Here is a 22,104-nt window from a genome sequence, read left to right on the forward strand (position 1 = left end):
TGCAAATCTGCGGTCATCTCGGGGTTCTCCTCCTCCGGCTCCGGCGGCAGCTTGGCGGCGCGATGGCGTTCCGGCAAGCTTGACGTCAGGACGCGGTAGGGTAGGACCGGGACATGAGCGATTACAATCCCCCCATGGACCCTCTGGATATCCTCTACGAGGATGCGCAGCTTGTCGCCGTCAACAAGCCGGCCGGGCTGTTGTCGGTACCGGGCCGGGGCGCGCATCTGGCCGATTGCCTGCTGAGCCGGGTTCAGGCCGCCTTTCCCGACGCGCTGCTGGTGCACCGGTTGGACCGCGATACCTCGGGCGTGATCGTCTTCGCGTTGACACCGCACGCGCAGCGCAACCTGTCGATGCAGTTCGAAACGCGGGTGACCAGGAAGACCTATGTCGCGCGGCTCTGGGGCCGGCTGGAGCCGAAGACCGGCACCGTCGACCTGCCGCTGATCGTCGATTGGCCGAACCGGCCGCGGCAGATGGTCTGTCACGACACCGGCAAGCCTGCGGTCACCGACTGGAAGGTGATGAAATACGACACAGCCGAGACGCGGGTGCGGTTGTTCCCGAAAACCGGGCGCAGCCACCAGCTTCGGGTCCATATGCTGGCGCTGGGTCACCCGATCCTGGGCGATCCGTTCTATGCCGAAGGTCCGGCGCGCGATTTCCCCCGGCTGATGCTGCATTCCGAGGAATTGCGGATCAAGAACCCCGAGGGCGGTGTGTCACTCAAGCTGCGGGCGCCGGCCCCGTTCTGAGCCGTCGGGTCAGACCTCGATCCGCATCCAATCGGCAGGCAGGATATCGGGGTTTTGCAGCTTCGGATCGCCGAACCATTTGGCGGGACCCGCGACGCGCTTGTCGTCATGCGCGTTCAGCCAGGCGCCCCACCAGGAAAACGACGAATTGCCGATGATGTTGTGCCGGCAGAGCGACATCAGCCGCATATCCTCGAAATCCGTCTCCGGCCCGTTGAAATCGACCACCACCTTTTCCACCGGCAGGGGCAGGTTGGCCTTGGCCCAGTCTGGATCGTCGGAGAAGACGAAGACCGTGGGGGTGCCCTTCACCCCATCGAGCACGCGGGCAAGCGCCGCGTCGTAATAGGCCTGATCGCACAGCACATGCGCCCCGAGCGTCAGGTAATCGCCGCGCCGCACATGCAGGGCGATGGCCGTGGTCTCGGCGATTCGGGCGGCCATGTCGGCGTTCTGCGGCGTGCTGAAGGCGGGGAAGGTGAAGTCGCGGCGGATCACGTCGCCGACCCCGGCGAAATAGCGCTCGCTCTGCCAATAGCCATGCAGATAGGTGTCGTCGCCCCAATCCGTGAAGGCCGGGTTAAATCCAAGGCCACGTTCGCGGCGAAACCGCGGATGGCGGCCGAACCCGCGCCAGAGCGCATAGGCGAGAAACCCGTCATGCTTGGCCGGCGGCAGCACGCTCGGATCGGCCAGCGGCAGGTCGAAGACCCGGGTCAGGACGCCTTCGTTTCGCCGCAGCGCACCGCGCGAATCGATGGCCAAGGGCACACCCAGCCGGGCCGCCAGGGCGCGGCCGGCGGCATATTGGAACATCTGGTTGCCAAGACGGCCATGCAGGCGGGTATAGATCATCGGGGGTCTCGCAGGGCTTTTCATCGTCTTTAGGGGGATTTCAGCAACAGGGCCAGTCCGGCGCGCGCTGTCGGGGCTTGACCGGCGGGGGCGCGCGCGCCTATGGGGGCATCAGGTTCGGGTGCCCTGCCGTTCGCAAGCGTCACGCTTTGGTGAAACCCGGAATTTGCTCTGATGTCCTACTCTCCCAGGCATGCGAGCGATGGTAATGCGAACGCCCGTCACCCCCCGCGTCATGCCGTATTCGGAGACGAGGTTCAGGATGAGTGTATCCGAAGATCACCCCAAGATCGCGGGCTTCAAGGCCCGGGCGAAATCTCTGCGCGCCAAGCTGGCGGCGCAGGGCACCGAGATCAGCCATTCCCAGGCCCTGGAATTGGTGGCGCATCAGGAAGGCGCGCGCGACTGGAACACCCTGCGTGCCCTGGCATCGCGGCCAGTGCGTGACACCAACGCGCGGCCCCTGGCTGTGGGCGACCGGGTGACCGGGCGCTATCTGGGCCAAGCCTTTACCGGCCGGGTCCATGGGCTCAGCCACAGCCCCTATTCGCCGCATATGCGGATCACCCTGCATTTCGATGATCCCGTCGATGTGGTGCGCTTCGACAGTTTTTCATCCTTTCGCCAAAGGGTGACCGCGACGATCGACGAAAACGGCCGCTCGCCGCAAAAGACGTCGGACGGGGCGCCACAGATGATCGTGGTGCCGGCAGGGTTGTGAGGCGCAGACAGCCAGCGCCCCGTCGGCCGCATCTGACGACGTTGGAAAGCGGGGCACGGTCCCCTGCTTCTTCTCGTTTCAAATACGGCCTATCCCGCCCGGAACGCTGGCGCGGGGTCGCCGGACCGGGCACAAAAAGAAAGCCGCCCCGAAGGGCGGCTTTCCAGATGACGCGGACCTGCGGGGTTTATTCCGGGGTCCAGCCGCTGACGGCCTTGATTTCCATGAAATCCTCGATCCCGAAGATGCCGGCCTCGCGGCCGTTGCCGGATTTCTTCATGCCGCCGAAGGGCGCGCCGGCCGACCGCGGCTTGCCGTTCATCTCGACCATGCCCGAGCGCAGCACGCGGGCCATGCGGTTGGCACGGGCCGGATCCTGGGTCTGGACATAGTTGGTCAGCCCGTATTCGGTGTCATTGGCGATGGTGATCGCCTCTTCCTCGGTGTCGAACTTGATGATCGACAGCACCGGGCCGAAGATTTCCTCGCGCGCGATGGTCATGTCCGGGGTCACGTCGGCGAAGACGGTCGGTTTGACATAGAAACCCTTGTTGAAGTTTTCCGGCAGGCCGGGCCCGCCGGCGACCAGACGGGCGCCTTCGTCGATGCCCTTCTGGATCAGGCCCTGGATCTTCTCCCACTGGGTCTTGTTGACCACCGGGCCCATGTGGTTGCCTTCGTCATGAGCGCTGCCCACGGCGACTTTCGAGGCGACCTCGGCGGCGATTTCCACTGCCTGATCATAGATCTCGGATTGCACCAGCATGCGCGACGGCGCGTTGCAGGATTGGCCGGTGTTGTTCATCATGTGCAGAACGCCGCGCTTCACCGCCTTTTCGTCGGCATCGGCAAAGACCACATTGGCGCCCTTGCCGCCCAGCTCCAGGTGCACCTTCTTCAGGGTTTCGGCGGCATTCTTCGAGATCGCGATGCCGGCGCGGGTCGAGCCGGTGAAGCTGACCATATCGACGTCCGGATGGCCCGACAGGCGGGTGCCGACGCCGGTACCGTCACCGTTCACCAGGTTGAAGACCCCTTTGGGGAAACCGGCGGCATCGACCAGTTCGGCGAAGACCATGGCGTCGAGCGGGCTTTCCTCCGACGGTTTCAGGATCATGGTGCAGCCGGCGATGGCGGCGGCGCCGACCTTCAGCGTGATCTGGTTCATCGGCCAGTTCCACGGGGTGATCAGCGCGGCGACGCCGACGGCCTCATAGATGATGCGGTCGTTCGGGTATTTCTCATCGAGCGGCCGGTCGAACTGGAACTTCTTGGCGGCATTGATGAAATTCTTCAGGTGGAACGATCCCGCCCCGACCTGCTGGGTCCGAGCCAGGTCGATCGGCGCGCCCATGGCGATCGACATCGACTGGGCCAAATCCTCGCCCCGTTCCATGTAGATTTCCAGCAGCTTCTCGACCAGTGCGATCCGCTCTTCGACCGGGGTGGCCATCCAGCCCGGCAGGGCTGCCTTGGCAGCGGCGACGGCGGCATCGGCATCGGCAGCGCTGCCCAGGGAGATCACCGCGCAGGGCTCTTCGGTCGAGGGATCGATCACCTCGCAATCGCGTGCGTCAATCGGCGCGACCCATTCGCCATTGATATAGAAATTCCGCTTCTCGATCATTTTGATACTCCCAACTCGGCGGTTTTCGCCGACCGGGCGGTCGGCGTGTCGGCGTCACTCTGTCATTGCGAAGGAATGGGGACAAGTCAGGGATGGAACCCGGCGCAGGAACGGTTACATTTGCGGCAGAACGCAATCGAAACAGACCACGATGAGGAGAGATATCATGGGCCTGCGCATCAACGATACCGTGCCGAATTTCACCGCGATGACCGATCAGGGTGAAATCACCTTCCACGACTGGATCGGCGACAGCTGGGCGATCCTGTTCTCGCACCCCAAGGACTTCACCCCGGTCTGCACCACCGAATTCGGGGCGGTGTCGCAACTGGCCGACGAATGGGCCAAACGCGGCACCAAGGTGATCGGCCTGTCGGTCGATGGCGCCGAAGAGCACAAGAAATGGAAGACCGATATCGAGGGCTTCTCGGGCGCCAAGGCGGGCTTTCCGATCATCGCCGACAGCGATCTGAAAGTGTCGAAGCTGTTCGACATGCTGCCGGCCGAGGCCTATCTGCCCGATGGCCGCACCGCTGCTGACAGCGCCTCGGTTCGCGCCGTCTTCATCATCAGCCCGGACAAGAAGGTGCAACTGATCATGGTCTATCCGATGTCGGTGGGCCGCAACTTCGCCGAGGTGGTGCGCGCGTTGGACGGTCTGCAGCGGACCTACCAGCAGCCGCTGGCAGTGCCGGCGAACTGGACCGTGGGCCAGGACGTGATCGTGGCGCTGTCGCTGGACGACGCTGCGGCAGAAGAGAAATACGGCGCGCTCGACAAGAAGCTGCCCTATCTGCGTTTCGCCAAGAACCCGGACTGAGAGGTCAGGCCCGCTGCGGGCGCAGGGCGACCTGTGCCCGATAGACGGCCCGATTGAATTCCCGCGCCAGCTTGCCGCTGGCGCGGGTTTTTTGTTGGATGGTCGACCCGCCGATCTGCTGGGCGATCTCGCGGTTGCCGTTGGGCAGGATGGCGTGCACCGGCTGATGGGTGATCCAGTGCATCTGCAGGAAGGTATCGACGGGGCGGTCGATGGCCTCGGTCGCGCGCAGCAGTCGCGCGGCAGCGCCGCGCCCGACCACCTGGCAGATGCATTGCAAGCCGATCACCTTCGGCAGGATGAAGCGCATATCTCCGTCCCGTGCCAGAATGGTGGTGGGTGTCTCGCGCTGCTTGACCGGCAGGCGGATGTACATCTCCGGATTGCCGTGGCTCTCGATCAGCCTGAGCGCACGGGCAAGGCCGTCCGCATCCACCGCCAGATCATCCTCGACGATCAGGGCATAGTCCCAGCCGGCCGCCACGATCCGCTGCCAGCATTTGCGATGGCTGAGGAATACGCCTATCTCTGCCGGGCGCAGCGCAAAGGGATAGCGCGGCCGCCACAGATTGCCGGGCGCCGTCACCACATCGGCGATCTGCGCCGGATCGCGGCCATTCACCGCCTCGACCAGCTCAGCCGCCGGCAGATCGTGCAAAAGCCGCTCTGCATTCGGGCGGCGGGCGGTGCTGGCGGACATATGGATGATGAGGGAATTCATGGCGCGCTTTCTGGCCGATCCGGGGGCGGCGGTGGCTATTTCAACAAGCCTTTGAGGGTTTGGGAAAATTCCGAATAGTCGCCCTGTTCCTGTGCGCGTTCCAGGTCCATCGTCAAGAGCAGTTCGCGGATCAGCGCCAGCCGTTCCTTTTCCCGGGTCTCGACAATCGTCTTGGCTGCCTCGGCCCGGGCGCGTTCGGCTTCGGCCAAATCGCGCTGGATGCGGGCAACACGTTCGGCATTGCCGAGGCTCTTGCTTTGCAGCCAGGCATGCAGGGCATTGAGGCTTTCCTGCTTGAACTGGGTCGCCTCGACCATGACGGCGTTCTGTTCCTCGGCGCTCAGGGTCACATTGGCCAACTGGCGCACGATCGTGTCGACCTTGCGACGAAACTCCGGTTGGGCGGGCAAGCTATCTTCCGTCGCTACCGGGACAGGCGTCCGGTTTTGGCCATCGCGGCTGAGCCGCTGGACCTCGATAAAGGTGCGTATCACTGCCTTGGTCGCGCGGATCGCATTGTCCGAATTGAGGACGGTCGCCAGCAGGATCACGCCTTCCTCGGTAAAGGCGTTCGGGGTGCGCAGACGCTCTGTCATGTCGGGCCGTGAGGTCACGAAGTGTGATCTCACCTGCCGGGTCTGTTCCGGTGTCAGCTTCAGCACGAATTCATCGGTGAACCGGGCCTTGTGGCGTGACACCTGCTGGTTCACAACGCGCGTTTCCACTCCGAACAGCCGCGCCGCCTCGCGGTCGAGAAGCAGGGGCACGTCGAACAGGTCGATGATCGCCGGGGTGGGGTGGGTCATGAAGCGGATATCGTCCTGAGATCACAGTCTGTGATCTCAGTGAAAACAGGGCCGCGCCGGGGGCGCAACAGAAAAGCCCCGGCAGTGCTGCCGGGGCTCGTGAAACGCGGGGGGAGGGGGAGATTACTCCGCCTCTTCCTCGGTTTTCTCTTCTTTCTTCATCTCTTCGCCGGTCTCCTGATCGACGACTTTCATCGACAGGCGAACCTTGCCGCGGTCGTCGAAGCCCAGCAGTTTGACCCAGACTTCCTGACCTTCCTTCAGCACATCCGACGGATGGTTCAGGCGGCGGTTTTCGATCTGGCTGACGTGGACCAGACCGTCCCGCTTGCCGAAGAAGTTCACGAAGGCGCCGAAATCGACGATCTTCACGACCTTGCCCTTGTAGACCTTGCCTTCTTCCGGCTCTGCCACGATCGAATAGATCATGTCATAGGCCTTCTGGATGGCTTCGCCGTCGGCAGAGGCGATCTTGATCACGCCGTCGTCGTTGATGTCGACCTTGGCGCCCGAGGTTTCCACGATCTCGCGGATGACCTTGCCGCCCGAGCCGATCACTTCCCGGATCTTGTCGGTCGGGATCTGCATGGTTTCGATGCGCGGAGCGTGAACCGAGAATTCGGCCGCTTCAGTCAGCGCCTTGGACATCTCGCCCAGGATGTGCATCCGGCCTTCCTTGGCCTGCGCCAGGGCTTTTTCCATGATCTCAGGCGTGATGCCCGCAACCTTGATGTCCATCTGCAGCGAGGTGATGCCGTCGGAGGTGCCGGCAACCTTGAAGTCCATGTCGCCCAGGTGATCCTCGTCGCCGAGGATGTCGGTCAGAACCGCATAGGAGCCGTCGTCTTCCAGCACCAGGCCCATTGCCACACCGGCGACCGGCGCCTTCAGCGGCACGCCCGCATCCATCATCGACAGCGAACCGCCGCAGACCGAAGCCATCGAGGAGGAGCCGTTCGATTCGGTGATCTCGGACACCACGCGGATGGTATAGGGGAAGTCGGTCGGGGCCGGCAGAACCGCTTGCAGCGCGCGCCAGGCCAGCTTGCCATGGCCGATCTCGCGACGACCCGGCGACCCCACGCGGCCCACTTCACCGACCGAATAGGGGGGGAAGTTGTAATGCAGCAGGAAGTTCGATTTGAAGTTGCCGTGCAGCGCGTCGATGAACTGTTCGTCATCACCGGTGCCCAGAGTGGTTACCACCAGGCCCTGAGTCTCGCCACGGGTAAACAGCGCCGACCCGTGAGTCCGCGGCAGCAGCCCGGTTTCGCAGACGATCGGGCGGACCTGATCCAGCGCACGGCCGTCGATGCGGCGGCCGTTCTTGACCACATCGCCACGCAGCACGTTCGATTCCAGCTTCTTGATCGCGGAGCCGAGGTTCGCATCTTCAAGCTGTTCGTCGCTGAGCGTGGCCTTGATGGCCTCGACCGCGGCGGCGACGGCGGCTTGCCGCTCCAGCTTGTTGGTGATGGCGAAGGCGGCACGCATCTGATCTTCGCCGGCGGCTTTCACGGCAGCATAGAGATCGGCATAATTCGGCGGCGTAAAGTCGAAGGGTTCTTTCGCGGCGTCTTCGGCCAGGGCGATAATCAAGTCGATCACCGGCTGGATTTGTTCGTGCGCGAAGGTCACGGCGCCCAGCATCTCGGCTTCGGTCAGCTCATAGGCTTCCGATTCCACCATCATCACGGCATCCTTGGTGCCGGCGACGACCAGATCGAGGCGTTGTTCCGGGTTCAGGCGCAGCTGGTGCATGTCTTCGACAGTCGGGTTCAGCACGTATTCGCCATCGACGAAGCCGACGCGGCAGCCGCCGATCGGGCCCATGAAGGGCACGCCCGAGATGGTCAGCGCGGCCGAGGCGGCGATCATGGCGACGATATCGGGATCGTTGACCAGATCGTGGCTCAGCACGGTGCACATCACCAGCACTTCGTTCTTGAAGCCGGGAACGAAAAGCGGACGGCAGGGCCGGTCGATCAGACGGGCGGTCAGCGTTTCTTTTTCGGTCGGTCGGGCTTCGCGCTTGAAGAAGCCGCCCGGGATTTTACCGGCGGCATAGTATTTCTCTTGATAATGCACGGTCAGCGGGAAGAAGTCCTGACCGGGCTTTTGTTCCTTGGCAAAGGTCACGTTGGCCATCACGCTGGTCTCGCCGAGCGTCGCGATGACCGAGCCATCGGCCTGGCGCGCAACTTTGCCGGTTTCCAGAGTGAGGGTTTCCTCGCCCCACTGCATAGATTTCTTGGTTACATTAAACATCGTGTTTTCCTGTTAGGAAGCGCTCCCAGGCGTATCCCGGGTCTCCCGTTTGCGTGGCGGCCCCATTGCCGCCGCCCCCTATCCTCTTGCATGTGCCCAGGGGCTGAAGGCGTCACGTCTCAGATGGGGCGCGCATACAGGAGTTCTGGCGTTTTGGGAAGCAGGGAGTTTCCTGGCCCCGGGATCGTCATGGGGGTGTTACAGTGCTGTCAGCCGGGGTGGCTAAGGCCCGCGTCAACAGAACGTGACAGGGGCCAAAGATGCGCATTCCGGATTATCCCGCCGGTGAGGCGGGGCAATGGGCGGCGGTCGACCGGTATTTCAGCGACCCCTTGGCGTCGAGCGATCCCGCTTTGGAACAGACCCTGGCGGAAAACGCCCGCGCCGGTCTGTCAGATCGCGTCGACCTGGGCGAAGGCCCGGCGCTCGAGGTGCTGCCTTCGCTCGACGGGCTCTTCGATCTGGTTTTTATCGACGCGGACAAGCCGAACACCCCCGGTATCTGGAGCAGGCCTTGCGGCTGACCCGCCCGGGCAGCGTCATTGTCGGCGACAATCTGGTGCGTGGCGGCGCGGTGGCCGATCCGGGCAGTATGGATGCGAATGTGCAGGGTGTAGGCGCCCTTTTGCAGATGATTGCCGATCACCCCCGGCTGGACGCGACGGCGATCCAGAGCGGGGGAAGGAGGTGATGGCTTTGCCCTGGCAATCGTGGTTTAGCGCGGTCACCTTCATCCCCGCAGGATTTTGCCCAGCATATCGGTTTTCCAGTAATACTGATGGGCCAGCGCCAGGCTGACATGCGCGGTGATCAGCAGCCAGAACAATGGACGCAGCAGATCCGCATGCAGGGCCCTCGCCACTGCGCTGCCATCGTAATACGCCAGCGCTCCGGTCACCGGCATGGCGAAGAACAGCAGGTAGAACACCCACTGGCCGCTGCGCGCGAGGATCCGGTAAAACAGTGGCGCGCCCAGCGGTTCGGGTGGGACGCCCCGGATCAGCCGCAGCGCCAGCCGGATCGCAGCCAGTACCAAAATGGCGGCGCCCACTGCGATATGAACATGCGCCGGCGGGACGATCCCCAGATCAATCCCCTTGCCGCCCATGCCTTGCGGCAGCAGGAGGTTGAACAGGACCAGCACCACCATGGCCCAATGCAGGATCCGTTGCATAAGAGAAAAGCTCTGAGGTAGATCGCGCACGGCCCTCATCCTTCCAGTTCCGAAAATGCTGAGCCGGCGATACATCTATTGTCGGCCGGGCACATTGACCGAACGCAAATCCGCTGTGAATTTCCGGCGACATCCGGAAAAGGCGCAGAGAACCTGGCGCGCATGAAAAACGCCCGCTCCTTGGGGAGCGGGCGCTTTCAAGTCTTGAAAAGACCTCGGTCGGCTTAGCGACGCAGGCCGAGACGCGCGATCAGGGATTGATAGCGGGCTTCATCCTTGCCTTTGAGGTAATCCAGCAGCTTCCGGCGCTGGGCGACCATCTTCAGCAGGCCACGGCGGCCGTGGTTGTCTTTCTTGTGGGTCTTGAAGTGCTCGGTCAGCGTCGCGATGCGCGAGCTGAGGATTGCAACCTGAACCTCGGGCGACCCGGTGTCACCTTCCTTGGTTCCGTATTCCTTCATGACGCGGGCTTTTTCTTCCGGCGTAATCGACATCGGGGTCTCCTTTACAGAGCTAGAGTGGATGGCGCAGGCCGGGATGTCGTCCAGCACAGGCCCATGGAGAAAACCCGCGGCGATTCCGCCACGGGATGCGGGCGTATAGGCGGTTTTGCCCAGCTTGGCAAAGAAAAACCTCAGACTGTCCGGGAGGCCGGCGGCAGCCAGAGTTCGGGCTCCTTGGCATAGGCGATGTAAAGCGGGTGTTTCGGATGCCCCGCCTTGCTGAGCCCGAGGTGATGGAGCGGCCGGCCGGTGGCGCGCAAAAGCGTCTCGACCGCCGGGCCGCGATCCAGATGCGCGCCATGGGTTCCCCAGCCGCAGATCACCTGATCGGCCCAGCCGAGGCTATCCAGCAATGCGTCGTCATTGCCTGGCCCGATCGGATCGGAGGCGCGGCGCATTGCGCGCGGATCGGTCTCGCGCCAGGCGAAGATGTTGGTGACACGAAAGCCGCCGAATCCCAGCGCCCGGGCGCGGCGTTCGCAGCGTTCGACCGTGGGATCGTTCTGCACCTCGGTCGCGGTGGAGGGGTTCAGCATGATGAAGCTCACCCGCGCAGCTCCGGATTCCCAGACGCGGGTCAGGCTGTAGCGGTATCCCTCGCAATCGGAATAGACGGCGACAGAGGCCGTATCGTCCTTGGTATGGCTGCGGGTGATCATGGGTCCGTTTTAGCCTGGCCACCGATCGAGCGAAAGGCTCCGGCACAGGGGGCTCTGCCCCCGTCGCCCTGACGGGCGCCTCCCCCGCCGTATTTGCGCCGAGAAGAAGGGGCACAGTGCGTGCTCTTCTTCTCGTGTCAAATACGGCCGCCGGAGGCAGGCGCCCCGTAGGGGCGTTATTGGTTGAAGACCCGGCTCGGGTGCAGCTCACCCGCCTTGTAGATGCCGACAGCCACCGCCTTGCCATCGAAGGAGGCCCAGCATTCGTCGCCATATTCCACATCCGAAGGCAGTACGATGCCGGGGTTGCCGTTCCTGAGCTTGGCCGCACCTTCGGGGGTGCATTTCACCTCCGGCAGATCGGCGAGCCCCTTTTCGAGCGGGAGCAGGTATTGATCGAGGTCCGGCGTCTTCGCCATCTCGTCGATCTGCTCGATGCCCAGCCCGTCTTCGGCGTCGAAGGGGCCCGACCAGATCCGACGCAGCCGCACCACATGGCCATGGCAGCCGAGCACCGCGCCCAGATCGCGGGCGATGGAGCGGACATAGCCGCCCTTGCCGCAGGTCATCTCGAGCTCGACATGATCGGCGTTGGGCCGGTCGGTCATCACCAGTTCCTCGACCCAGAGCGGGCGCGCCTCGACCTCGAACTCCTCGCCGTCGCGGGCCAGTTTGTAGGCGCGTTGGCCGTCGATCTTCACGGCGGAGAATTTCGGCGGCACCTGCATGATGTCGCCGACGAACTGGCCGAGCGCCGCCTTGATCTGATCGTCGGATGGGCGCGCGTCGCTGGTCGCGATCACCTCGCCCTCGGCGTCGTCGGTATTGGTGGCCTGACCCAGTCGCACGGTAAAGCGATAGGCCTTCAACGCGTCGGTGATGAAGGGAACGGTCTTGGTCGCCTCTCCCAAGGCGACGGCAAGGACGCCGGTTGCCTCGGGATCGAGCGTGCCGGCGTGGCCGGCCTTTTTCGCATCGAGCGCCCAACGCACCTTGTTCACCACCGCGGTGGAGGTAAGGCCTGCGGGTTTGTCGACCACCAGCCAGCCGGAAATATCGCGCCCTTTGCGTTTGCGTGCCATGTCGTCCCCGATGTCATGCGAATGAGGCCGGGGGCCTAGCCGATGGCGGCGTGTCTGTCAATTTCGCAACCGCTGCAACGCCGGATTACTCGGCGGTCTCCACCACGCCGACGATGGGGCCGAGGGCAAAGCCCGGGTCGTCGCGATCGATCTGCGGCGCATAGAGCCGTGAGATATTCCCATCGAAATAGAGCGCCTGCGGCAGGTTCAGCTCGTCGCGGAAGAACCGGCCGAATTCATGAAAGGTCACCGCATTGCGCGACAGCGCGAAGACCGCGCGGGTCCCCTCGGCACTGGTTCCCACCCCGTTGCGGATATAGCGGGAGCTGCTGTCGGGCAGGAAGCGCGGGTGCAGCGCACCTTCGATCACCAGCATCGGCCCCGATTGGGTGGCATAGGTGCAACTGGGCTTTTCAGCGATATAGCGCAGGGTCTCGATCACATCGGCGCGGCCCGGGCGGATACAAAAGACGCCGTTCGGCAGCAGGCCGAAGTTGCCGGGCCCGGCATTGGGAACGACCTGTTTCAGCTCCTCGCCCCGCTCGACATAGAGGCCGACGGGAGAGCGATCCTGATGATACATGCCGGCATTCATCGCGAAGACCAGCCGCTCGCCCCGCGTCGCCAGCATCGCGTTGACCGCGCCGAACTGGCCCAGCCCCTGGCCCTGGTCGTCTTTCAGGAACAGGCGCAAGTCCTCCTGCGCGGGGTCAACCTCGCACAGGGTATAACGATTGCCTTCGAATTCGGTGTCGCGACACTCTACCGCTCCGGCGGGGGAGGCCAGGGTGAGGCCCAGCAGGATCAGAGCCGCGCGGATCACGTGTCCAGATCGCGGCGCACCGCGTCTTGCGACAGCATGCGGCGGGTTTCGTCCATCTGGTCGAAGGTCTCGTCAAGCTGGAAGCGCAGGTCAGGGGTGAACTTCAGCCCGGCCTTCTTGCCGATGATGCGCCGCAGTTCGCCCTTGTTGCGGGCCAGAAGCTTGACCACATCCTCCTGCCCCTTGCCGCCCAATGGCAGCACATAGGCAGTGGCGATCTTCAGGTCGGGGGAGATGCGCACCTCGCCCACGGTGACCGACATGCGGTTGAGGTCGGGGTCATGGATATCGCCACGCGCGAGCACCTCGGCCAGCGTGCGCCGGATCAGCTCGCTCACCCGCAGTTGGCGCTGCGAGGGGCCGGCCCCCTCATGGAATCTGTTCTTTGTCATTCTTCCGATCTAGGCGCTTGTCGGGGCTTTGCCAAGCGGTGCCTGAGGCGGTAGGAGTTTGCGGGACTGACAGCGAAAGGGCGCCGAGATGACAATGAAGCCGGGAATCGTGGTGACCGGGGCATCGGGCCGGATGGGGCAGATGCTGATCCGGACGGTGGCGGCAAGCGACAAGGCGCATCTGGTCGGCGCGGTTGAACGATCGGGGCATTCCTGGATCGGCCGCGATGTCGGCGAGGCGATGGGCGGCGCGCCGCTGGGCGTTACCGTGACCGACCAGCCGCTTGAGGCCTTCGCGCGTGCCCAGGCGGTGATCGATTTCACCGCGCCGGAGGCGACGCTGGAATTCGCGGCATTGGCGGCACAGGCGCGGGCGGTGCATGTGATCGGCACCACCGGCATGACGGACGCGCAGATCGCCAAGCTGGAGCCGGCGGCACGCCATGCGGTGATCATCCGGGCCGGCAACATGAGCCTTGGCGTCAACCTCTTGGTGCAATTGACCAAACGGGTGGCTGCGGCGCTGGATGAGGATTTCGACATCGAGGTGATCGAGGCGCATCACCGCAACAAGGTCGATGCGCCCTCGGGCACCGCGCTGATGCTGGGCGAGGCCGCGGCCGAGGGACGCGGCGTCAAACTGGCAGATGTGGCTGACCGGGGCCGCGACGGCATCACCGGCGCGCGCGAACGCGGCCACATCGGATTTTCCGCCATTCGCGGCGGCGATATCGTGGGCGAGCATGATGTGTTGTTCGCCGCTGATGGGGAGCGGATCATCCTGCGCCATGTCGCGACCGATCGGGCGATCTTTGCCCGCGGGGCGCTGAAGGCGGCGCTTTGGGGGCAGGATCAGGCGCCAGGCGAATACGATATGGTCGATGTGCTGGGGTTGTGACCCCGGCGGAACGTTTCGGGGCGATCCGGTCGCGAATCGCCCCGATCGTTCAGACCATGCGGATCACGTCTTTTTCGATCGCGAGCATGTATCCGCGCCGGGCGATGGTCTTAACCAGAAGTTCGCTGATCATCTGATTGCCCAGGGTGTCGCGTAGCCGCTTGATTCGGGTGGCGCCGGCGGCCTCTTCGCAATCGGCGGTATCGCGGCCCGAGATCATCGCTTCGATCTCAACGCCTGACAGAACCTCGTCATCGAGCCGCGCCTCGGCCAGAACCGCCAGGGTCTCCATCGCCGCGGCGGTCAGCTTGAACCCCATGTTGTTGAGATAGACGGTATTCTCCTCCCGGCTGATCAGCAGGGAATTGACCTGGATGCCCGCACGTTCGACCTGCGCCATGCGGCGGTTGAGGCCGGCCAGCAGCACCAGGAACACCAGGGCGGCCACCATCATCGCGGTGGCGAAGACCAGTAAAACGAAGATCACCATCCGATAGCTTGCCAGCGTGTCGGAAAAGGCGGTGCCGGACTGGGCGAGGATTTCCAGAAGCTTGATCTCGGCCTCTGTCGTCAGATCGGTTTCGACAAAAAGCTTTTCGACCTGTGCGTTGAAGGCATTGGCATCGGGCAGTGTCAGCAGCAGCAGCCCGCCGGCGGCTGCCAGAATCGCCACGATGGTCGCGATGCCCCAGGCGACCACGCGGCCCCCGGGAAAGCCGCGCCCGCGCGGCCGGCCAGATCGTTCAGAACCTGAGGAAGAAACGTCCGGCATTCGCCTTCCTCCCCTCAAGCCCGTCGGGGCCGAAGACCGACACCACGTTGAGCAGTGTCCAACCATTTTGTCTGAGCCGCGCCGAAACTTCCGCCCTGGCGGATTGTCGATCGCAGCTCTGCTGAAGCTGCATGACGCCGTAATGCAGCTTCAGCGGATTGTCCCGCTTGGCCTTGTAATCGGCGAAACACTCCGCCGCCGAGGCGGGAAGCGCAGCCAGAAGACCCAGCATGAGGACGAGGGAAAGGGTGATCTGTTTCATGGGGCCATCCTGCCGTGACTGCAGCGGTTATTCAATAACCACAGGGTCTTGGGGTCTTTGATATCAGATAACAAGGGGCTGTTATTGCCTGTCTTGCGGGGGGAAGGGCAGGGTCGGGGCATCCAAGACTTCGGCCACCCCGGTCGGAGGTCTCACGCAGAAAGGAGCCCCCTCATGCACCGCAAATTCATCGCTCTGGTTTCGGGTCTGGCCGTTGCTGTCGCCCTGACCGCCGCCAGCACCGCCCCCGCCCGCGCCGACAACGATGCCGCCAAGGTTCTGGCCGGGATCGCCGCGCTGGCGATCATTGGCGCCGCGATCGACAACAACAACCGTTCGACTGTGGTCGAACGCCAGGTGATCGTGCCGCCGCGCCCGGCCTATGGCTATGCGCGTCCGGTCTATGCGCCGCCGCGGACCGTCTATGTGCAACCGCAGCGCAATGTCTATGTGCAGCGCAATGTGGTCCGGCATGTCGACAAGAACGTCTATCGGCAGGTCAACAGGCATGTGAACAAACGCGTGGATGCGCGGGTCGACAAACATGTGAAGGTCTATCGCCAGCAGCCCGGTCGGCCGTTCCACGAGAATCGGCGCTGAACCTCGCTTTCCTCCTCTTGGCGCCACGGGGCGGCCCCATCGGGCCGCCCTTTTTGTCACATCTGACCCGTGGTTTCCCGGCGGGGGAGTTGCAACCGTCCCGGCAATGCCGTTTGATACGGCTATTCAGACTCGGACAGGACCCGCAGCGGCGTTTTGGCCCCGTATATTTCTCGGGAGAGCCCGCCGCTTGGTGCATTGGCGCCGCCGCCGTATTGAGGGCGACGACAGGGCCCTGCCCAATCAAACAGACATGAACGGGCGGGCGGAATGAAACCCAAGCTTTTGACGACTCTGAAAACCTATACCGTGCCGGAGTTCGGTGCCGATGTGTTGGCCGGTATCACCGTGGCGATGGTGGCCCTGCCGCTGAGCCTGGCGATCGCCATCGCTTCGGGGGCCGAGCCGGCGGCGGGGCTGATCACCGCCATCGTCGCGGGGTTCCTGATTTCGGCCTTCGGCGGCAGCCGGGTGCAGATCGGCGGGCCGACCGGTGCCTTTATCGTGGTGGTCTATGGGGTGATCGCTCAGCACGGCTATGACGGGCTGGTGCTGGCGACGCTGATGGCCGGGCTGATCCTGATCGTGGCCGGCTGGCTGCGGGCCGGCAGCCTGATCGCCTTCGTCCCTGAACCGGTGATCAACGGTTTTACCATCGGCATCGGGGTGATCATCGGCTTCGGCCAGATCTCGAACTTCTTCGGGTTGAGCCTGGTGCATGAGCCGGCCGATTTCATCGAGAAGATCCCGGCGCTCTGGGCTGCCCGGGATACGGTCAACTGGCAAAGCTTCGGCATCGGTCTTCTGACCATGGTGGCCATCGTGGCGCTGCGGCGGCTGTTCCCGCGATTCCCCGGGCTGATCGTGGCGGTGGGGATCGGGTCGGCGCTGGCGGCGCTTCTGGTGCTGCCGGTCGACACCATCTTTTCCCGCTTCGGCGCCTTGCCCGACCGGTTGCCGGTGCCGCATCTGCCTGCGATCAGCTATGCCCGGGTGATCGAACTGCTGCCCTCGGCGGCGGTGATCGCCTTCCTCGCGGGGGTCGAATCGCTGTTGTCGGCGATGGTGGCGGATCGGATGATCGGTGGCCATCACCGCCCCAATGCCGAGGTTCTGGCCCAAGGCATCGCCAATGTCGGGTCGTCTTTGTTCGGCGGGTTGCCGGCGACCGGGGCGATCGCGCGCACTGCCACCAACGTGCGCGCGGGTGGCAAGACCCCGGTGGCCGGCATCGTGCATGCCTTGACGATTCTGGTGGTGATGATGGTGGCGGCGCCGCTGGCCGGCTATCTGGCGATGCCGGCGCTGGCGGCGCTTTTGATGCTGACCGCCTGGAACATGACCGAGCCGCACAAGTGGCGCGACTACATGAAAGCGCGGCCTTCGGATCGGGTGCTGCTGTTGTTGACCCTGGTGCTGACCGTGGTGGCCGATCTGACCGTGGCCATTGGTGTCGGCGTCGCCGTCGGCCTGGCGCTGCGGCTCAGACGGCGCGAGGTGCCGCCGGCCGATTGGCACACGCCTGACCGCTGATCCCCCTTGCGTTGCCCCGTCCTGCGGGGCAGCAACGACACATGAGCACCCCTGATTATCATCTGGAGGAAGAGCTGCACGCGCAGGGCTTCCTCCGTGTTGCCGGCGTTGACGAGGTTGGTCGTGGCCCGATCGCCGGCCCGGTCACCGCCGCCGCCGTCATCCTGTCCCCCGGGGCTATCCCTGAGGGACTGAACGATTCCAAGCAATTGACAGCCCGCCGCCGCGAGGCGCTGGAACAGGCGCTGATTACGGCGGCCGAGGTCTCCATCGCCCATGCCAGTGTCGAGGAGATCGACGAGATCAACATCCTGCGCGCCAGCCATCTGGCGATGGAGCGCGCGGTGGCCGCGCTGGATCCGCCGCCCGATTTTCTGCTGATCGACGGCAACATGATTCCCCGCGGTCTGACAATTCCGGCGCGTGCCGTGGTGAAGGGTGACGCGACTTCAGTGTCGATCTCGGCAGCCTCGATCATGGCCAAGACCTGCCGTGATCGGCTGATGGTGGATTTGGCGCAACACTACCCCGGCTACGGCTGGGAGACCAACGCGGGCTACCCCTCCAAGAGCCACAAAAACGCGCTCCGAGATTTGGGGATAACCCCACATCATAGGCGTTCGTTCAAGCCTGTGCACAACATCTTGTATCAAGGCAAATCAGTAAGTAGCTGATTCAAAAAAGAAATTGACGAAGAATCACGATTGACTCATCTTTACTGCTAATATGCGAGCGCGAAAACGCGCCGTTCTATGAGGCAGTACAATGACAAGAACCAATGCAAAGGGGGCGCCCGCGCTCCCTCTCAATACCATATTGTCCGGCGATTGTATCGAGGTGATGAACTCCCTTCCCGAGGCGAGTGTCGACCTTATTTTCGCGGATCCCCCCTATAACCTGCAGCTCAAGGGCCAGTTGCATCGCCCGGATAACAGCCAGGTGGACGCGGTCGATGATCACTGGGATCAGTTCGATTCCTTCGCCGCCTATGACCAGTTCACCAAGGCCTGGCTCAAGGCGGCGCGGCGGCTGCTGAAACCCAATGGGGCGATCTGGGTGATCGGCTCCTATCATAACATCTTCAGGGTCGGCGCCTCGCTGCAGAACGAAGGCTATTGGATCCTCAACGATGTGGTCTGGCGCAAGTCGAACCCGATGCCGAACTTCCGTGGAAAACGGCTGACCAACGCGCATGAGACGATGATCTGGGCATCGAAATCCGAAGGCGCGAAATACACCTTCAACTACGAGGCGCTGAAGGCGCTGAACGAAGGCGTGCAGATGCGCTCGGACTGGGTGCTGCCGATCTGCACCGGTCATGAACGCCTGAAGGATGAAAACGGCGACAAGGCGCATCCGACCCAGAAGCCGGAATCGCTGCTGCATCGCGTTCTGGTCGGGTCCACCAACCCGGGCGACGTCGTGCTCGATCCGTTCTTTGGCACCGGCACCACCGGCGCGGTGGCCAAGATGCTGGGCCGTGACTTCATCGGTATCGAGCGCGAAGAGGCCTACCGCAAGGTGGCCGAAAAGCGCATCTCCCGCGTGCGGAAATTCGACCGCGAGGCGCTGCAGGTCAGCACCAGCAAGCGCGCCGAGCCGCGTGTTCCCTTCGGCCAGCTGGTCGAACGCGGCATGCTGCGCCCGGGCGAAGAGCTGTTTTCGATGAACAACCGCTACAAGGCCAAGGTGCGCGCCGACGGCACCCTGATCGGTGGCGAGGTCAAGGGCTCGATCCATCAGGTCGGTGCCGCGCTCGAGGGCGCGCCGTCGTGTAATGGCTGGACCTACTGGTGCTTCAAACGCGACGGCCAGACCGTTCCGATCGACGTGCTGCGCCAGCAGATCCGGTCCGAGATGCGGCAGAACTGATCCGGCATTTTCCGAATACCGCCAGTGTCCCGTGGCCAATCCCGGGACACTAACCTGTGCCCCGCCCTCGTGGCGGGGTCTTTTTGTTTTTGGGGGGCGGCGTGGCGTGTGGCGGGATGTTGCCGTGGTGCGCCTTCGGGGCCTCGCCCCCTGCCATTCTCCGCTTGGCCCGGCTAGGAATGGCCATCCGTTCTTTCCAGTCTCGAAGGGGGCGCAAAGAAGATGAGCGACAGCGAAGGCGGCCATCCCGATCGACAGGTGCGGCGCATGTCGGGCCTCGTCCCGCACGCCTCGTCCGCGGAGATGCCCGCGAAATACACGCAGGCGGTGCTCCGGCGTCACAAGCGCGAAGGCATGGAACTCGCGGTGCGTGCGCGTTGGCTCGCTCTCGCGGTGATCGCCGTCTTCATGGTCTTTGTGATCCCGCATTGGCAGGTCCTGTTCTATCACGGCATCCTCGCGCTTCTGGCGCTGAACGGTTGGCTGATCCGGCGGGTCGGTCGTGTCGGTCAGTCCCGGGCCGAGCTGACGCTGATCTTCGCCGATCTGGCGATCCTGACCCTGGGCATCGTGCTGCCCAATCCGCTGGCCGACGACAGCCTGCCGCTGGCGATGCATTATCGCTACGGCAATTTCATCTATTTCTTCGTGCTTCTGGCGGCGGGGACGCTGGCATTCTCCTGGCGCACGGTGATCGCGATCGGCACATGGACCGCCGCGATGTGGATCCTCGCGATGACGGCGGTCTGGTGGCTGGCGCCGATATATCCCGACCTGACGCTGGCGGTCCAACGCGCCTTTGCCGGGGCCTCCCCCGACCTGGTCGCGGCGCTCGATCCGAACTCGATCGAGATGCGGATCAGGATACAGGAGGTCGTGGTCTTCCTGATTGTTGCGGTGACGCTGGCATTTTCATCCCGCCGGTTCGATCAGCTACTGGTGGAAAATGCCGCATTGGAACGCGCCCGGGCGAATCTCTCGCGGTATTTTTCGCCTAATGTGGTCGAAGATCTGTCCCGGAACGATGAGCCCCTGTAGAAGGTGCGCCGGCAGGACGTCGCGGTGCTCTTCATCGACATCGTCAATTTCACCGGCTTTTCGGCAGAGCGTGACCCCTATGAGGTGATCGAGGTCCTGCGTCAGTTTCATACCCGGATGGAGGCCGAAGTGTTTCGCCATGGCGGTACGCTCGATAAATATCTGGGCGACGGCCTGATGGCGACCTTCGGCACGCCGATGATTACCGGCCGGGATGCCTCCAATGCGCTCGACTGTGCGCGTGGGATGATCTCGGTGATAGATCGATGGAACCTCGAACGCAGCCGGATGCACGGGCCGGAAATCCGCGCTGGTATCGGGGTACATTACGGGGCCGCCGTGCTGGGCGATATCGGCAACGATCGGCTGGAATTCGCGGTGATCGGCTCCGCCGTCAATATCGCCAGCCGGCTTGAGGCGCTGACCCGTCCGCTTTCCGCCCGGCTGGCGATCAGCGACCGGCTGCGCGCGCGGGTGCTGGAGGAAACCGGGGGCAGCGCCGCGGCCCCGGGGGGCGCGCTCGATGGCCTGGTCCGGCTGGAGGATCAGGTCGTGCGCGGTCTTGAGGACAAGATGACGCTCTGGGCGCTCCATTAGGGGGGCTCTGCCCCCCGGCCTGCGGCCGCCCCCCGCCGTATTTGGAACGAGAAGAAGTGGCGCGCGCTGCGTTTTCTCTTCGTCGCAAATACGGCCGCCGGAGGCTCCCTCATATGCCCTTCGCGGGGGGGAGGGAGGTGTCTAGAGGCTGCCGCGGGGCATCGGGTTCGTCGCCTTGGTATAAGGCGCCCAGTCGGTGATCTCGGGGTAGTGGGTCTTGCGCCAGGCGCGCACGCGCGGGTTCATCGTCCGGCGCCAGAGCGGCGGGATCATCGCTGCCATGGTCATGATCGGATAGCCATAGGGCAGTTGCGGCGCCTCTTCTTCGGTATAGTTCTGTAGAAGGGGGAAGCGCCGGTCGGGTTTGTAGTGGTGATCGGAATGGCGTTGCAGGTTGATCAGCAGCCAGTTGGTGGCCCGATGCGCCGCGTTCCAGGAATGCCGCGGCAGCACGTGTTCGTATTTGCCGTCTCCCAGATATTTGCGCGTCAACCCATAGTGTTCGACGTAATTGACCAGCTCCAATTGCCAGATCGCGACGCCTGCCTGCAGCAGGAACAGGCCCAGCCCGGCCCAACCGCCCAGGCCCGCGGCGAGTGTGATCATCACAAGCTGCAGCGCCCAATAGCGCCAGAAGGGGTTGCGTCGGTCGCTCCAGCGCAGGTCCTTGCGGGCGAGCTTGAGCTTTTCGGCGTGGAAGGCCGATAGCCAGACCTGCCGCAGCACCCGGGGATAAAAGCGATGGAAACCCTCGTTATAGCGCGCGGTGACCGCGTCGCGTGGGGTGCCGACATAGGAATGGTGCACCAGCAGGTGTTCCGAACGGAAATGGGAATAAAGCACCATCGACAGCAGCAGATCGCCAAGGAAGCGTTCGAACCGGTCCTTCTGGTGCATCAGCTCGTGGCTGTAATTGATGCCAACCGTCCCGGTGATCACCCCCATGCCGAAGAAGAGGGCGATCTTTTCCAGCAACGAGAGGTGATCACTGTGAGTGACGTAGAAGATCAGCCCGAAGAGGGTGATGAATTGCAGCGGCACCCAGGCGGTGGTCAGCATCCGGTACCAGAACAGATCCTCGGCCGGGGTATCGGGGTCGGCGTTTTCCAGGTTCAGCCCAGTCGCCGCGTCAATGGCGGAAAAAAGATGCCAGGTGATCAGGGGCGGCAGCAGCACGGTCCAGCCGCCGACGATGCCGCCCAGCCAGATGGTCGGGATCAGCAGGAGCGTGGCCCAGAAGGGCGCGGCGCTTTGCCAGCGGGCGATTACGTCGCGAGGGATCATCCGGCACCTCCTGCCGCCTGTGCAAAATCGCCGATAAGT

26 protein-coding genes are annotated in these 22,104 nt (G+C 63.7%); 12 read left to right on the plus strand and 14 right to left on the minus strand.

Features of this window, described 5'->3' with window-relative positions:
* Positions 1 to 113 precede the first annotated feature (113 nt).
* Positions 114 to 758: an RluA family pseudouridine synthase gene (locus G455_RS0106070; protein WP_028092877.1), complete on the plus strand. Its 645-nt coding sequence runs from the start codon at positions 114 to 116 to the stop codon at positions 756 to 758.
* Between the two features lie 9 nt (positions 759 to 767).
* On the opposite strand, the gene G455_RS0106075 is transcribed toward G455_RS0106070, so the two are convergent.
* Complete coding sequence (locus G455_RS0106075) at positions 768 to 1,613, minus strand: alpha-1,2-fucosyltransferase (RefSeq protein ID WP_028092878.1); 846 nt, start codon at positions 1,611 to 1,613, stop codon at positions 768 to 770.
* A gap of 262 nt (positions 1,614 to 1,875) precedes the next feature.
* Between G455_RS0106075 and G455_RS0106080 the strand changes: the two genes are divergently transcribed.
* Positions 1,876 to 2,334: a glyoxalase superfamily protein gene (locus G455_RS0106080; RefSeq protein WP_028092879.1), complete on the plus strand. Its 459-nt coding sequence runs from the start codon at positions 1,876 to 1,878 to the stop codon at positions 2,332 to 2,334.
* Positions 2,335 to 2,521: 187 nt separating this feature from the next.
* On the opposite strand, the gene G455_RS0106085 is transcribed toward G455_RS0106080, so the two are convergent.
* On the minus strand, positions 2,522 to 3,961 hold the full coding sequence (locus G455_RS0106085) for an aldehyde dehydrogenase family protein (RefSeq protein WP_028092880.1): 1,440 nt from the start codon (positions 3,959 to 3,961) through the stop codon (positions 2,522 to 2,524).
* A 166-nt stretch (positions 3,962 to 4,127) separates the two neighbouring features.
* Between G455_RS0106085 and G455_RS0106090 the strand changes: the two genes are divergently transcribed.
* Positions 4,128 to 4,781, plus strand: a complete 654-nt coding sequence (locus G455_RS0106090; protein WP_028092881.1) for a peroxiredoxin — start codon at positions 4,128 to 4,130, stop codon at positions 4,779 to 4,781.
* Positions 4,782 to 4,785: 4 nt separating this feature from the next.
* On the opposite strand, the gene G455_RS0106095 is transcribed toward G455_RS0106090, so the two are convergent.
* From G455_RS0106095 to pnp, 3 genes are all read right to left on the minus strand, one after another.
* Complete coding sequence (locus tag G455_RS0106095; RefSeq protein WP_028092882.1) at positions 4,786 to 5,502, minus strand: glycosyltransferase family 25 protein; 717 nt, start codon at positions 5,500 to 5,502, stop codon at positions 4,786 to 4,788.
* A 35-nt stretch (positions 5,503 to 5,537) separates the two neighbouring features.
* Positions 5,538 to 6,308, minus strand: coding sequence for an ORF6N domain-containing protein (locus G455_RS25525; protein WP_051312228.1), 771 nt, complete (start codon positions 6,306 to 6,308; stop codon positions 5,538 to 5,540).
* A gap of 123 nt (positions 6,309 to 6,431) precedes the next feature.
* Positions 6,432 to 8,576, minus strand: coding sequence for a polyribonucleotide nucleotidyltransferase (pnp, locus tag G455_RS0106105; protein WP_028092883.1), 2,145 nt, complete (start codon positions 8,574 to 8,576; stop codon positions 6,432 to 6,434).
* Positions 8,577 to 8,836: 260 nt separating this feature from the next.
* Here pnp and G455_RS26790 point away from each other — a divergent pair, with 260 nt between their 5' ends.
* Together G455_RS26790 and G455_RS26795 are read left to right on the plus strand one after the other, a co-directional pair.
* Positions 8,837 to 9,100: an O-methyltransferase gene (locus tag G455_RS26790; protein ID WP_028092884.1), complete on the plus strand. Its 264-nt coding sequence runs from the start codon at positions 8,837 to 8,839 to the stop codon at positions 9,098 to 9,100.
* Positions 9,091 to 9,267, plus strand: a complete 177-nt coding sequence (locus G455_RS26795) for an O-methyltransferase (RefSeq protein WP_205620459.1) — start codon at positions 9,091 to 9,093, stop codon at positions 9,265 to 9,267. The genes G455_RS26790 and G455_RS26795 overlap by 10 nt, the downstream gene beginning before the upstream one ends.
* Positions 9,268 to 9,306: 39 nt before the next feature.
* Here the strand turns inward: G455_RS26795 and G455_RS0106120 are convergent, their stop codons facing one another.
* The 6 genes from G455_RS0106120 to rbfA all read right to left on the minus strand — a co-directional run bounded on the left by G455_RS0106120 (position 9,307) and on the right by rbfA (position 13,209).
* Positions 9,307 to 9,780, minus strand: a complete 474-nt coding sequence (locus tag G455_RS0106120) for a cytochrome b (RefSeq protein WP_161629387.1) — start codon at positions 9,778 to 9,780, stop codon at positions 9,307 to 9,309.
* Positions 9,781 to 9,974: 194 nt separating this feature from the next.
* Positions 9,975 to 10,244, minus strand: a complete 270-nt coding sequence (rpsO, locus tag G455_RS0106125; protein WP_028092886.1) for a 30S ribosomal protein S15 — start codon at positions 10,242 to 10,244, stop codon at positions 9,975 to 9,977.
* Between the two features lie 140 nt (positions 10,245 to 10,384).
* On the minus strand, positions 10,385 to 10,912 hold the full coding sequence (locus tag G455_RS0106130; RefSeq protein ID WP_028092887.1) for a DUF1643 domain-containing protein: 528 nt from the start codon (positions 10,910 to 10,912) through the stop codon (positions 10,385 to 10,387).
* 176 nt (positions 10,913 to 11,088) lie between these two features.
* Positions 11,089 to 11,994: a tRNA pseudouridine(55) synthase TruB gene (truB, locus tag G455_RS0106135; RefSeq protein WP_028092888.1), complete on the minus strand. Its 906-nt coding sequence runs from the start codon at positions 11,992 to 11,994 to the stop codon at positions 11,089 to 11,091.
* 85 nt (positions 11,995 to 12,079) lie between these two features.
* The gene (locus G455_RS0106140) at positions 12,080 to 12,817 is read right to left on the minus strand and encodes a phosphodiester glycosidase family protein (RefSeq protein ID WP_028092889.1); all 738 of its coding nucleotides are present in this window, start codon (positions 12,815 to 12,817) and stop codon (positions 12,080 to 12,082) included.
* Positions 12,814 to 13,209 carry a 30S ribosome-binding factor RbfA gene (gene rbfA / locus G455_RS0106145; protein WP_028092890.1) on the minus strand — a complete coding sequence of 132 codons (396 nt, stop codon included), beginning with the start codon at positions 13,207 to 13,209 and terminating at the stop codon, positions 12,814 to 12,816. The genes G455_RS0106140 and rbfA overlap by 4 nt, the downstream gene beginning before the upstream one ends.
* An 88-nt stretch (positions 13,210 to 13,297) precedes the next feature.
* Between rbfA and dapB the strand changes: the two genes are divergently transcribed.
* Positions 13,298 to 14,107 (plus strand): 4-hydroxy-tetrahydrodipicolinate reductase, encoded by an 810-nt coding sequence (gene dapB, locus G455_RS0106150; RefSeq protein ID WP_028092891.1) that lies wholly within the window; start codon positions 13,298 to 13,300, stop codon positions 14,105 to 14,107.
* 49 nt (positions 14,108 to 14,156) lie between these two features.
* On the opposite strand, the gene G455_RS0106155 is transcribed toward dapB, so the two are convergent.
* Positions 14,157 to 14,879 carry a winged helix-turn-helix domain-containing protein gene (locus G455_RS0106155; RefSeq protein WP_028092892.1) on the minus strand — a complete coding sequence of 241 codons (723 nt, stop codon included), beginning with the start codon at positions 14,877 to 14,879 and terminating at the stop codon, positions 14,157 to 14,159.
* Positions 14,851 to 15,141 (minus strand): hypothetical protein, encoded by a 291-nt coding sequence (locus G455_RS0106160; protein ID WP_028092893.1) that lies wholly within the window; start codon positions 15,139 to 15,141, stop codon positions 14,851 to 14,853. The genes G455_RS0106155 and G455_RS0106160 overlap by 29 nt, the downstream gene beginning before the upstream one ends.
* Before the next feature lie 174 nt (positions 15,142 to 15,315).
* Between G455_RS0106160 and G455_RS25535 the strand changes: the two genes are divergently transcribed.
* From G455_RS25535 to G455_RS27150, 6 genes are all read left to right on the plus strand, one after another.
* A complete protein-coding gene (locus G455_RS25535; protein WP_051312232.1) occupies positions 15,316 to 15,741 on the plus strand; it encodes a hypothetical protein in 426 nt (141 codons plus the stop codon).
* 270 nt (positions 15,742 to 16,011) lie between these two features.
* Complete coding sequence (locus G455_RS0106170; protein ID WP_028092894.1) at positions 16,012 to 17,274, plus strand: SulP family inorganic anion transporter; 1,263 nt, start codon at positions 16,012 to 16,014, stop codon at positions 17,272 to 17,274.
* 41 nt (positions 17,275 to 17,315) lie between these two features.
* Entirely contained in the window at positions 17,316 to 17,948 is a 633-nt protein-coding gene (locus G455_RS0106175; protein ID WP_028092895.1) for a ribonuclease HII, read from the plus strand.
* Between the two features lie 91 nt (positions 17,949 to 18,039).
* A complete protein-coding gene (locus tag G455_RS0106180) occupies positions 18,040 to 19,146 on the plus strand; it encodes a site-specific DNA-methyltransferase (protein WP_028092896.1) in 1,107 nt (368 codons plus the stop codon).
* A gap of 222 nt (positions 19,147 to 19,368) precedes the next feature.
* Entirely contained in the window at positions 19,369 to 20,184 is an 816-nt protein-coding gene (locus tag G455_RS27145; RefSeq protein WP_308434061.1) for a hypothetical protein, read from the plus strand.
* Positions 20,185 to 20,187: 3 nt separating this feature from the next.
* Positions 20,188 to 20,781 (plus strand): adenylate/guanylate cyclase domain-containing protein, encoded by a 594-nt coding sequence (locus G455_RS27150; RefSeq protein ID WP_308434062.1) that lies wholly within the window; start codon positions 20,188 to 20,190, stop codon positions 20,779 to 20,781.
* Positions 20,782 to 20,922: 141 nt separating this feature from the next.
* On the opposite strand, the gene G455_RS0106190 is transcribed toward G455_RS27150, so the two are convergent.
* Positions 20,923 to 22,065 (minus strand): alkane 1-monooxygenase, encoded by a 1,143-nt coding sequence (locus G455_RS0106190; RefSeq protein ID WP_028092897.1) that lies wholly within the window; start codon positions 22,063 to 22,065, stop codon positions 20,923 to 20,925.
* Positions 22,066 to 22,104 lie beyond the last annotated feature (39 nt).

Origin of the sequence: Pseudodonghicola xiamenensis DSM 18339, from assembly GCF_000429365.1 — a bacterium.
Classification (GTDB): Bacteria; Pseudomonadota; Alphaproteobacteria; order Rhodobacterales; family Rhodobacteraceae; genus Pseudodonghicola; species Pseudodonghicola xiamenensis.